General features: G+C 58.1%; 15 protein-coding genes. 6 read left to right on the top strand and 9 right to left on the bottom strand.

Annotated elements, in window-relative coordinates; all coding sequences use genetic code 11:
* Positions 1 to 38: 38 nt before the first annotated feature.
* The 4 genes from ACR0AA_RS04765 to trxB form a co-directional block, all read right to left on the bottom strand.
* On the bottom strand, positions 39 to 1,757 hold the full coding sequence (locus ACR0AA_RS04765) for a bifunctional sulfate adenylyltransferase/adenylylsulfate kinase (RefSeq protein WP_480662229.1): 1,719 nt from the start codon (positions 1,755 to 1,757) through the stop codon (positions 39 to 41).
* A 206-nt stretch (positions 1,758 to 1,963) separates the two neighbouring features.
* Positions 1,964 to 3,634: an adenylate/guanylate cyclase domain-containing protein gene (locus ACR0AA_RS04760; RefSeq protein ID WP_480662231.1), complete on the bottom strand. Its 1,671-nt coding sequence runs from the start codon at positions 3,632 to 3,634 to the stop codon at positions 1,964 to 1,966.
* Between the two features lie 51 nt (positions 3,635 to 3,685).
* A complete protein-coding gene (locus ACR0AA_RS04755; protein ID WP_480755539.1) occupies positions 3,686 to 4,162 on the bottom strand; it encodes an RES family NAD+ phosphorylase in 477 nt (158 codons plus the stop codon).
* 4 nt (positions 4,163 to 4,166) lie between these two features.
* The gene (gene trxB / locus ACR0AA_RS04750; RefSeq protein WP_480662235.1) at positions 4,167 to 5,108 is read right to left on the bottom strand and encodes a thioredoxin-disulfide reductase; all 942 of its coding nucleotides are present in this window, start codon (positions 5,106 to 5,108) and stop codon (positions 4,167 to 4,169) included.
* A gap of 227 nt (positions 5,109 to 5,335) precedes the next feature.
* On the opposite strand from trxB, the gene ACR0AA_RS04745 reads away from it, so the two are divergent.
* Positions 5,336 to 5,836, top strand: a complete 501-nt coding sequence (locus tag ACR0AA_RS04745; RefSeq protein WP_480662236.1) for an Lrp/AsnC family transcriptional regulator — start codon at positions 5,336 to 5,338, stop codon at positions 5,834 to 5,836.
* Between the two features lie 116 nt (positions 5,837 to 5,952).
* Here ACR0AA_RS04745 and ACR0AA_RS04740 read toward each other — a convergent pair whose 3' ends face one another.
* The 4 genes from ACR0AA_RS04740 to lgt form a co-directional block, all read right to left on the bottom strand.
* Positions 5,953 to 6,735 (bottom strand): Hint domain-containing protein, encoded by a 783-nt coding sequence (locus ACR0AA_RS04740; RefSeq protein WP_480662238.1) that lies wholly within the window; start codon positions 6,733 to 6,735, stop codon positions 5,953 to 5,955.
* A gap of 729 nt (positions 6,736 to 7,464) precedes the next feature.
* On the bottom strand, positions 7,465 to 8,223 hold the full coding sequence (gene pgeF / locus ACR0AA_RS04735; RefSeq protein WP_480662240.1) for a peptidoglycan editing factor PgeF: 759 nt from the start codon (positions 8,221 to 8,223) through the stop codon (positions 7,465 to 7,467).
* Positions 8,220 to 9,287: a class I SAM-dependent methyltransferase gene (locus ACR0AA_RS04730; RefSeq protein ID WP_480755538.1), complete on the bottom strand. Its 1,068-nt coding sequence runs from the start codon at positions 9,285 to 9,287 to the stop codon at positions 8,220 to 8,222. Before ACR0AA_RS04730 ends, pgeF begins: the two co-directional genes overlap by 4 nt.
* Positions 9,284 to 10,171 carry a prolipoprotein diacylglyceryl transferase gene (lgt, locus tag ACR0AA_RS04725; RefSeq protein ID WP_480662244.1) on the bottom strand — a complete coding sequence of 296 codons (888 nt, stop codon included), beginning with the start codon at positions 10,169 to 10,171 and terminating at the stop codon, positions 9,284 to 9,286. The genes ACR0AA_RS04730 and lgt overlap by 4 nt, the downstream gene beginning before the upstream one ends.
* Positions 10,172 to 10,268: 97 nt before the next feature.
* Here lgt and ACR0AA_RS04720 point away from each other — a divergent pair, with 97 nt between their 5' ends.
* The 5 genes from ACR0AA_RS04720 (at position 10,269) to ACR0AA_RS04700 (ending at position 13,462) form a co-directional block, all read left to right on the top strand.
* Complete coding sequence (locus tag ACR0AA_RS04720; protein ID WP_050604795.1) at positions 10,269 to 10,517, top strand: accessory factor UbiK family protein; 249 nt, start codon at positions 10,269 to 10,271, stop codon at positions 10,515 to 10,517.
* A gap of 311 nt (positions 10,518 to 10,828) precedes the next feature.
* Positions 10,829 to 11,329, top strand: coding sequence for a type III secretion system chaperone family protein (locus ACR0AA_RS04715; RefSeq protein ID WP_480662248.1), 501 nt, complete (start codon positions 10,829 to 10,831; stop codon positions 11,327 to 11,329).
* Between the two features lie 36 nt (positions 11,330 to 11,365).
* A complete protein-coding gene (gene proC / locus ACR0AA_RS04710; RefSeq protein ID WP_480662250.1) occupies positions 11,366 to 12,181 on the top strand; it encodes a pyrroline-5-carboxylate reductase in 816 nt (271 codons plus the stop codon).
* Positions 12,174 to 12,512, top strand: coding sequence for a tRNA-binding protein (locus tag ACR0AA_RS04705; protein WP_480662252.1), 339 nt, complete (start codon positions 12,174 to 12,176; stop codon positions 12,510 to 12,512). The genes proC and ACR0AA_RS04705 overlap by 8 nt, the downstream gene beginning before the upstream one ends.
* Positions 12,512 to 13,462: a 2-hydroxyacid dehydrogenase gene (locus ACR0AA_RS04700; protein ID WP_480755537.1), complete on the top strand. Its 951-nt coding sequence runs from the start codon at positions 12,512 to 12,514 to the stop codon at positions 13,460 to 13,462. The genes ACR0AA_RS04705 and ACR0AA_RS04700 overlap by 1 nt, the downstream gene beginning before the upstream one ends.
* Here ACR0AA_RS04700 and ACR0AA_RS04695 read toward each other — a convergent pair.
* Complete coding sequence (locus tag ACR0AA_RS04695; RefSeq protein WP_480662256.1) at positions 13,459 to 14,037, bottom strand: thymidine kinase; 579 nt, start codon at positions 14,035 to 14,037, stop codon at positions 13,459 to 13,461. The genes ACR0AA_RS04700 and ACR0AA_RS04695 overlap by 4 nt on opposite strands.
* Positions 14,038 to 14,336: the final 299 nt, after the last annotated feature.

The raw sequence follows: 14,336 nt of genomic DNA, 5'->3' as shown, positions 1-14,336 counted from the left end.
CACCGAAGGCCGCTTTGTTTGTTGAAGTCAGGGCTGACTTACGATGCCGCAATCAGACCCATGCTTTCCAGTTTCAAGAGGACCTGGTGGGCGCAGTTGTCGACCTCGACGTTCTCGGTCTCAACGCTCAACTCAGGGGCCTCAGGCACATCGTACGGGTCCGAGATGCCGGTGAACTCTTTGATCTTGCCTTCGCGCGCCAGCTTGTACAGACCTTTGCGGTCACGGCGTTCGCATTCCTCAAGGCTGGTGGCCACGTGAACCTCGCAGAATGCGCCGAACTGTTCGATCTCTTCACGAACTGCGCGGCGAGTGGTCGCATAAGGCGCGATGGGCGCGCAGATCGCGATACCGCCGTTCTTGGTGATTTCGCTGGCCACGTAGCCGATGCGGCGAATGTTCAAGTCGCGGTGTTCTTTGGAGAAGCCAAGCTCGGATGACAGGTTTTTTCGAACGATATCACCATCCAGCAAGGTAACCGGACGATCGCCCGTTTCCATCAGCTTGACCATCAAAGCGTTGGCAATGGTCGATTTCCCCGAACCCGAGAAGCCCGTGAAGAACACGGTGAACCCTTGCTGCGAACGCGGCGGGAAGCGATTGCGCAGTTCCTGCACAACTTCGGGGAATGAGAACCACTCGGGGATTTCCAGCCCTTCGCGCAGACGGCGGCGGAGCTCGGTTCCCGAGATGTTCAGGATGGTGACGTTGTCCTTGTCATGGATTTCATCATTCGGCTCATACTGGGCGCGTTCCTGGACGTAGACCATGTGTTTGAAATCGACCATCTCGATGCCGATTTCGTCCTGATACTGGCGGAACAGGTCTTGCGCATCATAGGGGCCATAAAAATCTTCGCCCTGGCTGTTTTTGCCCGGACCGGCATGGTCACGCCCGACAATAAAGTGGGTGCAGCCGTGGTTTGCGCGGATCAGCCCGTGCCAAACCGCCTCGCGCGGGCCAGCCATGCGCATTGCCAGATTCAGCAGCGACATCGATGTGGTCGAGGCCGGGTATTTGTCCAGCACCGCCTCGTAGCAGCGTACGCGGGTGAAGTGGTCCACATCGCCCGGTTTGGTCATGCCCACGACCGGATGGATCAACAGGTTGGCCTGCGCTTCTTTGGCGGCGCGGAAGGTCAGTTCCTGGTGCGCACGGTGCAGCGGGTTACGGGTCTGGAACGCGACGATGCGGCGCCAACCGACCTTGCGGAAATAGGCACGAAGTTCGTTCGGAGTATCACGACGAGCGCGGAAGTCGTAGTGGACGGGTTGTTGGATGCCGACCACGGGGCCACCCAGATACACCTTGCCCGCGACGTTGTGCAGGTAGTTTACCGCCGGGTGGGCTTCGTCATTCGCGCCAAAGACCTTTTCGGCCTCGCGCGCCTTGTCCGGGGTCCAGCGGTCGGTAACGGTCATGGTGCCCAGAATGACGCCTTCCTGGTCGCGCAACGCGATGTCCTGACCTAGCTCGATGGTGTCGGCAAATGCCTCGTCGACATCCAGTGTGATGGGCATCGGCCACAGGGTGCCGTCAGCCAGCCGCATGTTCTCGACAACGTTGTCGTAGTCCGCCTCGCTGAGGAACCCTTTGAGCGGATTGAACCCGCCATTCATCAGCAATTCCAGGTCACAGATCTGACGCGGGCTCAGATCCCAGCTGGTCAGATCGGCGGCTTCCACCTTCAGTTTCTGCGCCGAGTCGTACGAGACATACAGTTCGGAGATCGGGGCCAGATTACTTAACATTGTCATTGGAATACTCTTGTCAAAGTGCTGTTTTGCCGTTGTTTAAAGGGCGTTTGCCCCGGCTTTTGCTTGAAGTCCATATAGTGTGGTTAAACAAAGGACGATATGCGCGGTTTTTCCGCGGAATGGAAGGATATTCCTGTTTCTGTAGAAATTGGCGAAGCTGGTCCCTGGGATGGGCAACAATGCGCCCGGTTCGAGAGAGAGTGTTCCTATGCGGCGACACTTGTGATCAGGTCTGCAGCGTTCTGGACGGGCAGGGCGGGAATCGGGCACGTCACGCCGCGCAGCTCGAAGCACTGAACCTGCCGCATGTCGCCCTCATATCCTGCAGCCAGCAACAACTCTTCCGAGACCAGAAGTTCGCAGCCCAGCTTTTTGGTTTCAGCTTCCAATCGGCTGGCGACGTTGACCGTGTCACCGATGATCGTGCGAGCGGCATGGCCGGCGGCGCCGATCTCGCCCAGCACCAAATCTCCAAGATGCAAGCCCATTCCAATGCGAATCCGAGGGCTGCCTTCGGTTTCCAACTGCTGGTTGAACCGTTTCAGCGCAAGACTGATATCTGTGGCGGCCTTCATCCCAGCGCGGGCCGAGCTTTGGGCGTCGGCCGTTTCGAAAACCGCCAGTAGGCCATCTCCCATGTATTTGTCGACCACGCCGCCCTCGGCCGTAATTGCCGGAACGATGGCATCGAAAAAGCGGTTCAGCAGGAAAACGATATCATAGGGCAACTGACCAGCTGTGCGCGAGGTAAAGCCGCGCATGTCCAGAAACAGCACCGCCAATTGCCGTTCCTGACCCTGGCTTGCATGTGCCCGGTGCCGCGCGCCATCCGGACGGAACATGCGAAAGGCCGTGATCGGTTCGGTCGGGCGGATTTGGCAAGCCAGACGCGCTCCTTCCGGTGCGCTGACGGCCGCAAGGCTACGCGCTTCGATGTCGCTGGGCTCGGGCAATTGATCCGCGCCATCTTCGACAATCACACGGCAGGTCGTGCATCGGCCCTTGCCACCACACAAAGCGGTGTGCGGAATTCCATTGGCCTGTGAAATCTCAAGCAGGGTCATGCCCTTTTCTGCAACGACTTCTGGGCCTTCAAGGTATTTGACGCGCACAGAATGCCTGCGACGCCAAAGTTTGCGGATCACAAATACGGCCATAGTTGCGCCCAAAGCCAGCCAGAAGGCCATCAGCGCATTGTCTTTTACACTGAAGAGGGCCTGGAATTCTTCGGGAGAAGGCCAGTTGTAATGCTCAATATATTGCTCACGTAAAAATGGGTCTGCAAAATCGGCCCAGATCCGGCGCCCTTCCGTCAACAATCCGGTGAGGGCAAATGTCGGAATGAACACCGCCACGCCAATCAGATAAGGCACAGTATTGGACCACCAGCGGGTCAGCCTTAACCACATGTGCAGCCCGATACAGCCATGTACCCACACCACCAACAAAAGCAGGCTTTGCAACCAGACCGCATAGCTGGGCCACATCAGAACGATGATGTACCCCATCTCGTCATTCACATCGTAGACCGTGTTGGCATAGCGTGTCTGGACAATGTGCGAGATCAATTGCAGCGGGATCAACAGCCCCAGAATAACCTGCAATCCGGTGCTGAACGGCATCCGCAATGTCCGGCGCTGGCTGATCGAATACAGCGCCAGCCCTGCGTGTATGAACAGCGCGGCATATAGGATCACACTGCCAATATCGTGGCGAGTGATGACGTGCCGGGCATCCTGCATGTCGTGTAGGTAATCGGTATGGAACAGACCCAGACCGATGTTGATGAAGTGAAAGAACGCAAAGGCAAACAGAATCAGACCGCTGCCGATCCTCAGCCGGGTCGCCCAGCTGCCTTGCCAAAGAACACTTTTCAATCAGGTCACCTGCATCTGTCTCGCCGTAATCCGAGTCTGATACGTGGCAGCTTAGCGGTCAAGCGCACGTTGCGAATAGGGCGGCACCCAAGTTTGTGCAGGCGCATCTACGCGGATGAGGGCAGGAGAGGTATCGAACAAGACGATATGGCTGAGTTCCGGGCGTGAACGCGAGCTGTAAAGCAACCCGTCAGCGCCCGCGTCTCTGGCCCGGTCAGAGTATCGCCATGTCGGAGAGGTGCCCTGCTCTTCGTGAATGCCTTGCCAGACGATCGACGCGTCGCTCTGCCCTCGCAAGTCGAATAGCTTTGCGCCGGTTATGTGCGCTTGTTGTATGACCCTCGGCAGGTCGCTGGGCGAGACATATCGCCGAATGGCGACGCCGGCACCTTCTGCGCTGAGCGAGGCATACAGAGCTGTCTGTCCCGAATAATGAAAACGCCCCTCGGGTGCCCGCGCGGGGGTCAGAGGGGCGTCCATTTGCGACAGAAACAGAATTCTCCAGACCGGGCCGGAAAATTCCAGCACCGGATTACTCCTGCTCGGCCAGAAAACGCTCGGCGTCCAGAGCGGCCATGCAGCCCATGCCAGCGCTGGTCACGGCCTGGCGATAAACGTGGTCGGTCAGGTCGCCAGCCGCGAAAATCCCCGGCACCGAGGTTTCGGTGGTGCCCGGCTTGGTCACGACATAGCCACCCATATGGGTTTCCAGCGAATCCTTGACCAGTTCGTTGGCCGGGGCGTGACCGATGGCAACGAAGACACCCTTACACGGGATTTCTGTGATCTCGCCGGTTTTTACGTTTTTGACACGCACGCCTTCGACACCCAGCGGGGCGTCAGTCCCGATCACTTCGTCCAGTTCGTGGAACCAAAGTGGTTCTATCTTTTCGTTCTTCAGCAGACGGTCCTGCAGAATTTTCTCGGCCCGCAATTCATCCCGGCGGTGAATCAGAGTGACCTTGCTGGCGAAATTGGTCAGGAACAACGCCTCTTCGACTGCGGTGTTGCCGCCGCCGATCACCACGATTTCCTGCCCGCGATAGAAAAAACCGTCGCAGGTGGCACAGGCCGAAACGCCAAACCCCTTGAATTTCTCTTCTGAGGGCAGGCCCAACCATTTGGCGCGTGCGCCGGTGGCCAGAATAACGGCATCGGCAGTGTACGTCGTGCCATTATCACCCTTTGCGGTGAATGGGCGTTTGCTGACATCCAGGTCGCTAATGATATCGCCAATGACTTCACAGCCCATCGCCTTGGCGTGATCCTGCATCTTGATCATCAGGTCGGGGCCCTGAACTTCAGTGAAGCCGGGGTAGTTTTCGACATCCGTGGTCGTGGTCAGTTGGCCACCGGGTTCGATCCCCTGAACTAGAATAGGCTCCAGCATTGCGCGGCTGGCGTAGACGCCGGCCGTATAACCGGCCGGTCCCGATCCGATGATCAAAACCTTGGTGTGTCGTGTTTCGGCCATGGTACCCCCAACTCGATCTGCCTGATGCGGGCGCATAGCCCCTGACGGATGGATATAGCGACCGCCGCGCAGGGCTTAAACCCCCTTCGTTTCGTCTACCCGCTATGCATCCGGGGAAGAGTGCCCAAATTAAAGGACATTGAAAATGTGGAATATTGCGCATGTACGAAAGATAATTGCGCATTGATCGGGTGCTGATATAACAACCGAAAAACTAGGAGCATTTCATGGTCGCGATACGGCTGGATGAGATTGACCGAAAGATTCTGGCAGAATTGCAGGCCGACGGTCGTATGACCAACGTCGAGCTGGCAAAACGTGTGGGAATTTCCGCGCCGCCGTGCCTGCGGCGTGTGCGTACACTTGAGGAATCTGGATTTATCCGCGGTTATCATGCCGACGTGAACGCGCGCGAACTGGGGTTCGAGGTTCAGGTCTTTGCCATGGTGGGGCTGGAAAGCCAGGCGGAAACCGAGCTCAATGCGTTCGAGGAACGCTGCCGCGAATGGCCCTTGGTCCGTGAATGCCACATGTTGAATGGCGAAGTGGACTTTATCCTGAAATGTGTCGCCCCCGATCTGAGCAGTTTTCAGCAGTTTCTGACGGGCGAACTGTTGACCACACCAAACGTGGCCAGTGTCAAAACGTCGCTTGTTATCCGCGGCGCAAAAGACGAGCCCGGCGTTCCCTTCGATGTTCTCGAAGAACGAATGAGCCGGACGGCGTAAACATCATCCGTTTGCTTTGCGGTTTTGACGGCGGCAGAAAAGCTGCGACCGTCAAGGTTAGAATCCAACTAATTATCAGCTGCATAATGCCCCCACATTGCAGTTATCATCGGGTATCAGGCCGTGATCGCATCTATCTCTCCGTCACCGGCGCGCGGCAGAATCAGCGGGCCAAAGTCGTTTGGTGATTCGATGTGTGCGAACAGGTTCAGATAAATCGACCGTAGCGAGTGGCTTACCTGGCGCACGGCGTTGATGCCGGGATGGTAAGATTCAAATTGCAGGCCGTCGACTTTGATGACCGAATGGCGCTTCAGGCAGATGTGAAACAGCTCGATCGGTGTCGGCGGCAGCGTTTCGATCACGCTCATGCCGTCTTGGAACTCATGGACCGGAGTCAGAATTTCACTGCCCCCGTGCAGATGCCGCATGTGCGCGGGCGTACCCAGCAAGCGCGCAGCGGGTCCCGCAATGACGCCGGACATCGGTTTTTGCATTCCGAATGTGTCCGCCATGATCCGAGTCAGCGGTCGTGTCCGACCCCGCGAATCTTCGCGGCCCGGAATCAGGGTCACAGATCCCTTCCACAACACGGTCTGCGAACTTCCGTCCTGCGTCAGAACGGTATTGCCCGGCAACAGATCTTCGATCGCTAGTGGACCAGTTTCCGTTTCAACCAGCGATCCACGCGTAAAGGCGCAAAAGGCGTCTTCGAACATCGACAGTGCCGGGGCGATATGGCGCGTTTGCGAAACATCTCCGTTTGGCATCAAGGAACTGACCTCATAGCGCCGCAGTTGCGCTTTTGGCCTTGGATTTGCCCTTGAGCGTTCGCGCAGCATTGCCGATGTTTCGACGGCATTTCTGGCCGCGCGGGCCAAGGAATGTGGAATCGTCATTGGTATTCCGTCCCCTCTAATAACCGTTCAGACAGGTGAAACCCTCCGTACAGGGCCGCCTGATCGGTCTCTTTTTTGTCTTGAATGAGATGAAGACCACAGGGCGAACGCCGTACCGGCGCCGCGACGCGATTAAAATTCGCATATCTTTGGTCAACATACTGACCCCCCAGACAAACTCACTACACCGCAGGCGGAAATTGCCCACGCACACACGCCCCATATCCTTGCCGCTGGAAATCTTAGCGACAGGTCACACATCGGCTCGGAGCACCCCTCCGATGTGTTTCTTAACCCCAGGAGCCGGCAGCGTGGTCCCTGGGCTTTTGGTCAGCGTCGGGTTGCCAGACGGCGTGCGACTCTGACCGAACTGCTGGAAACCCGTTTCCACGGCATCTCCGGTGCCTGCTTTCTTGTGGCCGCAACGACGGCACTGAGAAAGCGAGATTTTACCTTCATTATTTTGTTCCTGCTCGTATTGGGAGCGAACGCCCCGATTTCCTCTGTCGAACCAATGTGACGGGCCAATGCGGCGCCGGTATGGCTGATCCGGGATGAAATCAGGAATATTGAAGGTTGGCAGTTCCTCTTTTTTCGAACTGTCGCACGCTGCTGGAAAATCGATTGATAAGCACCTGAGCGTGGACAATAAAAATCAAAATGTCTCGACTCAGAAGACACAAAAAATGTGGCAAAAAAGCGGCGAAATTGCCACATTTCAGGCGAGGGCTATAATTTAATGGCCGAAATCAGGCGGCCGTAGTCAGCCTGTTTTGCGTGAATGGACCGGCGGTAGGAATAGAATCTGTCCGGATCCGAATAGGTGCAGTGCCGGGTCCATTCGGCCTGACCTACGCCCGCCTGACGCAACCTGTGCAAACCAAATGCGGGTAGGTCGAACTGTAGCCGGTCGCCTTCTCCATTTGCAAAGAACCTTAAGTTTTCCGGCGACTCCGCGACGAATTCATCAAGAAAGTCCGGACCAACTTCATAAGCGCGTTGCGATATTGTCGGCCCAATTACGGCGACGATGTTCTCTCTCTGAGCACCCAGCGATTCCATCGCGTCCACCGTCGCTTCAAGGACACCGTCCAGTGCGCCGCGCCAGCCGGCGTGTGCGGCTCCGATGACTTTGGCGTCAGGATCAGCGAAAAGGACAGGTTGGCAATCCGCCGTTAGAATCGTCAGCGCCAGGCCCGGGGTTGCCGTCACTACGGCGTCGGCCTTTGGTTTGTCCTCGTTAAACGGACTGTCCACCGTCAGAACAGTTGGCGAATGAACCTGATGCACGCTGACTAGGGCGTCCGGTTCGACCTCCATCGCCGCGGCTACGCGCTGGCGATTGATCGTCACTGCTTCGGTCTGGTCAGAGGATCCGTACCCGCAGTTCAAACCCTTGAAGATTCCGGACGATGCACCTCCGCGTCGGCTGAAGAAACCGTGGCGGACAGGGGATAGGATGTCCGAGGTCAGAATTTCCAGTGTCATGATTCCAGTCCCGGTGGAGATGCAGCATAAGAGGGGTAGAGACCCAGTACTTTGAACAGGTTTCCCATTTCCTCGGGATGCGTCAACCGGCGATGTGCAGCGACCAGTGTCTCAAGCTCAGACCCGCCGAGCGGCGTGGCCAGAGCTTGCGCGCGCGCGGTGATTCCCAGGCGCTCCAGAAACACGCCCTGAGGCGTCAGCCGGGTATGGGCGCACCCGGCAGCGCGCGCGGCAAGAGCAAGCGGCTCAAAGTCCACATGGGCGGTCAGATCCGCCTGACCCGGTGTCTCCAGCGGGTCCGCATGTTCATGCGCTTGAAGGGCTTGAAATGTATCGCCCAGCGAACGCCAGTCGCCGTAGTCCACGATCAGCGCGGCCCCTCCATGCGAGGCGATCCGGCCTGCGACCACGGTCAGAATCGGAATTGCAGCGGCACAAAGCTCGACGAGATCACCGTCTTCGGTGTCCACAATCCTATCGTTCAGCGCCACCTGAGCCGCGTGCGGCCCCAACCCGAAAGTCAGCGATTCGCCTTCTGCGCCGATCAGCCGTTCTCGCCAGCCATGGCCGTCCCGTAAGAATTGGCGCACGGGCAGGGCGTCAAAGAACTCGTTTGCCACCAGAAACAAAGGCGCTTCGGGGAGGTCCGCAACCGAGTCGATCCAGAGTGGTTCGTGTGCCCTGAGTGCCTGCCTCTGAATGTCCCGCAAGGCGGGCGAGGCCTCAAACAGTACGATCTGCGCGGCCGAGTGAAAACCCGGTAGGCCGTGGGTCGCACGTAGGATGTCTGCCATCAGGGTGCCGCGTCCCGGACCAAGTTCGGCCAGCACAAAGCTTTCCGGCTTTCCTTGGTCCATCCAGCTTTGCGCCAGGCCTAGGCCGATCAGTTCTCCGAACATCTGAGAGATTTCCGGCGCGGTGATGAAATCCCCTTGCGCACCCAGCGGGTCGCGCGTGGTGTAATAGCCGAATTCCGGATGCAGCAGGCATTCGGTCATATATTCGGCGACGCTCAGCGGTCCGTTCAGCGCGATGTGCGCCAGAAGGTGATCTTTCAAGCTCATGTTACCCGTCGCGCGCGCAAGGCAAACCACAGGCCGAGCGCGATCATTGGCAGCGACAGCAATTGTCCCATCGTCAGCCCATATCCGCCCACGTGCCACGCCAGCCCCAGCGGATTACCGGGCGAGACGAACTGTGCATCAGGTTGGCGGAAGAACTCGACAATGAACCGCGACGCACCATACCCGGCAAGAAACACCCCCATCACAAGGCCTGGTTTGTGAAACGCCCCGCGTCGATAGGCCATCCACAAAAGAACTGCACCCAGGAGCAAACCCTCCAGCGCGGCTTCGTACAGCTGCGAGGGGTGTCGTGCGCACATCCCCGCGACGACGCCGGGGCAATCCTGTGCGGCCGCGCCGGGGAAGATCACAGCCCAGGGCAATTCGCTGGGCCGTCCCCAAAGCTCGGCATTGATGAAATTGGCCAGTCGTCCAAGCAGTAGCCCGGGCGGCACCGTGTGTGCGACCAGATCGGCCAGCGACAAAATCGGTATCTGATGACGCCGCGCGTACAGAATCGTAGCGACCACGACCCCCAATAGACCACCGTGAAATGCCATGCCGCCTTGCCAGATTTTCAGAATCTCCAGCGGGTGCGACAGGTAATAGCTGGGCTGGTAAAACAGAACGAATCCCAGCCGTCCGCCCAGAATCACGCCGAGGATGATCCACGTGATCAGGTCCTCCAACTGCTGCGGCTTCATCGGGGGTGTTTGATCGGGCCACAGGGCAGGCCGCTTCAACGCCATGGCTCCCATACGCCATGCGATCAAAATGCCGGCGATATAGGCCAGCGCGTACCACCGTAATGCGAACTCCATCCCGAACAGCGAGATCGAGAACAATTCGGGCGACAGATCGGGGAAATTCAGAACAGCCTGCATATGCGTCTCATTGCCCGGGGTTAGCGGGGCAAGTCAACCTTGAGCCCGGGCCAATCTTTACCCATATAGAGACCAACCGCGATACCGGAGTAAAGCCATGCAAACCCGCAACAAGATTCTTGATGACGTTTCCCAGCTGATGACCAACGCCATGGGCGTGGCGCAGGGCGCACGGGAAGAGGCCGAGAACGCGATGAAGTCGATGATCGACCGCTGGCTGGCTGATCGCGATTTCGTCACGCGTGAGGAATTCGACGCTGTCCGCGCCATGGCCCAGAAAGCCCGCGAAGAGAACGCAGCGCTTGAGGCGCGCATTGCGGCGCTTGAGGCCAAGCTGGACAAGTAAGTCCGCTTATCCACAATTCGAGACAGGTAAGACGCCGCGCAATCCGGCTTTGGATTGTGCGGTGTTGTGTATTCTGACGCCTCGCAGAATTTAATCAAGTCAAAGCTGGGCAAGATGCCAATATTTTGATCTCCGTTGCCAGCTGTCCACAACTTATTGCTGTTATCCCCAACAAATAGGGTTGCCAGAACCCCGTCCGCGTCGCACCATATTTAGTACAGGCAGACGGGGGAAGCCCGGCTTGTAGAGCAAGCAACTAGCGCTGGGGCGCTGCCAGCCCCTACAAGGCTAGAGATTAGTGAGGTGGCATTATGGCCCTTTCCGAGCAGTTTCTCGAAGAAGACCTTCATCCAATCGACATTGTTGAACATCTTGCCGAACACCACGACTGGGATTTTGACCGGATCGGGGATGATCAGATCGCCATGGCTGTCGAGGGGCAGTGGCGCACATACTCGATCACTCTGGCCTGGTCCAACTATGACGAAACGCTCCGTATGGTGTGCTCGTTCGAGATGGAGCCTCCATCCGGGCGGGAAACCGAACTGTACGAGTTGTTGAACAAGATGAACGATCAGTGCTGGGCCGGAGCATTCACCTACTGGGCCAACCAGAAACTGATGGTCTATCGTTATGGTCTGGTGCTGGCGGGCGGCCAGATGGCCAGCCCGGAACAGATCGACACAATGATCACCGCCGCAGTGCTGAGCGCCGAGCGTTACTACCCGGCAATCCAGTTGGTCACATGGGGCAACCGTACCCCTGAAGAAGCGATGCAAGTCGCCATTGCAGAGGCTTACGGCCGCGCGTAAAGCTTTGCCCCAAGCCGAATAAGGGGAGGGGCAATCATGGACATGTCACGCATCGCCGAGCAGGGGCTGGTTCTTCTGGGATGCGGCAAGATGGGATCGGCCATGCTCGCCGGATGGTTGGAACATGGCCTTCCTGCGTCCGCCGTCTGGGTAATCGACCCATACCCTTCGGACTGGTTGAAGGCGCAAGGCGTCAATATCAACACCCCGTTGCCCGAAGCTCCGGCCGTGGTGCTGGTTGCCGTTAAGCCGCAGATGATGGGCGATGCGCTGCCCGCGATCAAGGCGCTGGGCGGAGGCCGCAGCCTGTTTGTATCGGTCGCCGCTGGTACGTCCATCGCCACTTTTGAAAGCGTCTTGGGCGACGGAACTCCGATCGTGCGTGCGATGCCGAATACTCCGGCTGCGATCCGGCAGGGAATCACCGCATTGATCGGCAACGGAAATGCGTCGGACGCCAATGTTGCCCTTGCCGAAAACCTGCTGTCCGCAATCGGCGAAACAGTCCGCCTGGACGATGAGTCGCAGATGGACGCGGTGACCGGCCTAAGCGGTTCGGGTCCCGCTTATGTTTTTCATCTGATCGAAACACTGGCCGCCGCCGGTCAGGCGCAGGGCTTACCGCACGAATTGGCAATGAAGCTGGCCAAATCCACCGTAGCCGGGGCAGGGGCGCTGGCTATGGCGGCTGAGGAAGACCCCTCGCAGCTGCGCATCAACGTGACGTCTCCCAATGGTACGACACAGGCCGCACTTGAGGTTCTGATGCACGAAGAATTGGGCTTCCCAGACCTGCTGCACCGCGCGGTCAAAGCCGCAACCGACCGATCCAAGGAGCTGTCCCGTGAGTGAGATTACATTCGACGACTTCCTGAAGGTGGACATCCGCGTGGGGGAAGTGATCCGCGCCGAACCGTACCCCGAAGCTCGCAAACCAGCGATCAAGATGTGGATCGATTTCGGAGAGGAAATCGGCGAACGCAGGACCTCGGCTCAGATCACGGCGCATTACGATCCCTCGACACTGGTGGGCAAGCAGGTGATGGCCGTCGTCAACTTCCCCCCGCGTCAGATTGGCAAGTTCATGTCCGAAGTACTGGTTCTGGGCCTTCCCGATGACAATGGTGAGATCGTTCTGATCGGCCCTGATGGCGAAGTTCCAACCGGTGGGCGGATGCACTGATGAAGCTATTTATCGCCCGCCCGATGACTCGGGCCGTCGAGGCCCGCGCCCGCTTTGAATTCGATGTCGAAATTCGCAGCAGCACCTTGCCGATGACGCCTGACGAGATGCGGCGGGCCTTGGCTGAGTTCGATGTGGTGGTTCCAACGCTAGGCGATCAGTTTTCGGCTGACGTTTTTGCCAAGGTGCCAGAGCCGCGCTGCAAGTTGTTGGCCAATTTCGGCGTGGGATACAACCATATCGATGTGGCGGCTGCGCGTGCCGCGCGCGTTGAAGTCACCAACACGCCCGGCGCCGTAACCGATGCTACGGCGGACATCGCCATGACCTTGCTATTGTCCACCGCCCGCCGCGCGGGCGAGGGCGAACGGCTGGTTCGATCCGGTGACTGGCAGGGGTGGCACCCGACCCAGATGCTTGGGCATCATGTGACCGGTAAGCGTGTCGGGATCGTGGGGATGGGCCGTATTGGTCAGGCGATTGCCTGGCGTTGCCATTTCGGTTTTGAGATGGACGTGGCGTATCAGTCGCGCAGCCCAAAGGAAGTGGAGTTCCCAGCAGAGAACATCCCGAATCTAAAGGAACTGGCCGCAGCGGTCGATTTTCTGGTCCTCGCCGTTCCAGGTGGTGCCGAAACCCGGCACCTTATTGATGCAGAGGTGCTGGAGGCCATGAATCCCTCGGCCATCCTGATCAACATCGCGCGCGGAGAAGTGGTGGACGAGGCCGCCCTGATCGCTGCCCTGCAATCCGGTCAGATCGCGGGCGCGGGTCTTGATGTCTACGAATTTGAACCCGACGTGCCGCAGGTGCTGCGCGATTTGAATAACGTAACGTTACTGCCTCATCTTGGCACCGCGACCGAAGAGGTCCGAACCGACATGGGAAATATGGCGCTGGACAACGTCGCGGCCTTTGTCGCTGGCCGACCGCTGCTCAACCCGGTTTAGTCTCCGACGGCCTCACGCCAATGTCTGCGGCACAACGAGACATAAGTCTCGTTCCCGCCGATCTGGACCTGCGCGCCTTCGGTGATGGCGTTGCCGTTTTCGTCCTGACGGATAACCATCGTCGCCTTGCGCCCGCATTCGCAAATGGTGCGCACTTCGCGCATCTCATCGGCCAGTGCCAGCAAAGCAGCCGAACCCGGAAACAAGCGGCCCTGGAAATCCACCCGTAAACCGTAAGCCAAAACCGGCACTCGCAAGTCGTCTACGGCACGGGCCAGTTGCCAGACTTGTTTTTCCGTCAGAAATTGCGCCTCATCGATAAAGACGCAGGCGATTTCACCTTGATCTAGACGCTGTCTGATCATTGCAAACACGTCATCTTCGGTGGCGAATGTGTCGGCGTCAGCGGAGATTCCGATGCGCGACGCAATCCGCCCGACACCGGCGCGCCCGTCCAGGGCTGCGGTCATCAGGTAGGTGTCCATGCCCCTCTCACGGTAATTGTGCGAGGCCTGCAGCAACACCGTCGATTTTCCCGCGTTCATAGTTGAATAGTTGAAGTAGAGCTTAGCCATGGTCCGGGTCTAAAACGCCAGAACCGGACGGGCAAGTCATCAAACTGCTTGAACAAGCGACGTCGCCGTTATTGTTGCAGAGGTCGAGCGTAAGCCCTTTGGGGATGGATACCCCCGCCTCAACAACAGCGACGCCGTCGGCCAACATGCGGCCTAAACGAAGCAGAGCAAAAAAGCTCTGCGATTACTCATTACCGGCATGAAATGCCGCCACTCACTCACAAAACCCCTGCATATCTGAGGGATAGCCAACATATGACATTTCAATTATGAATCGAGTATGGGAAATTTCGTTTCCC

It is taken from the genome of Ruegeria sp. CE8 (genome assembly GCF_056537465.1).
This window is presented reverse-complemented; position numbering and strand designations above follow the sequence as displayed.

Coding starts and splice junctions, on each gene's coding strand:
- ACR0AA_RS04700 (WP_480755537.1), top strand. CDS start 12,512: ATGAAGCTATTTATCGCCCGCCCGATGACTCGGGCCGTCGAGGCCCGC.
- ACR0AA_RS04720 (WP_050604795.1), top strand. CDS start 10,269: ATGCAAACCCGCAACAAGATTCTTGATGACGTTTCCCAGCTGATGACC.
- ACR0AA_RS04730 (WP_480755538.1), bottom strand. CDS start 9,287: ATGAGCTTGAAAGATCACCTTCTGGCGCACATCGCGCTGAACGGACCG.
- proC (WP_480662250.1), top strand. CDS start 11,366: ATGGACATGTCACGCATCGCCGAGCAGGGGCTGGTTCTTCTGGGATGC.
- ACR0AA_RS04715 (WP_480662248.1), top strand. CDS start 10,829: ATGGCCCTTTCCGAGCAGTTTCTCGAAGAAGACCTTCATCCAATCGAC.
- ACR0AA_RS04740 (WP_480662238.1), bottom strand. CDS start 6,735: ATGACGATTCCACATTCCTTGGCCCGCGCGGCCAGAAATGCCGTCGAA.
- ACR0AA_RS04765 (WP_480662229.1), bottom strand. CDS start 1,757: ATGACAATGTTAAGTAATCTGGCCCCGATCTCCGAACTGTATGTCTCG.
- lgt (WP_480662244.1), bottom strand. CDS start 10,171: ATGCAGGCTGTTCTGAATTTCCCCGATCTGTCGCCCGAATTGTTCTCG.
- ACR0AA_RS04745 (WP_480662236.1), top strand. CDS start 5,336: ATGGTCGCGATACGGCTGGATGAGATTGACCGAAAGATTCTGGCAGAA.
- ACR0AA_RS04695 (WP_480662256.1), bottom strand. CDS start 14,037: ATGGCTAAGCTCTACTTCAACTATTCAACTATGAACGCGGGAAAATCG.
- trxB (WP_480662235.1), bottom strand. CDS start 5,108: ATGGCCGAAACACGACACACCAAGGTTTTGATCATCGGATCGGGACCG.
- pgeF (WP_480662240.1), bottom strand. CDS start 8,223: ATGACACTGGAAATTCTGACCTCGGACATCCTATCCCCTGTCCGCCAC.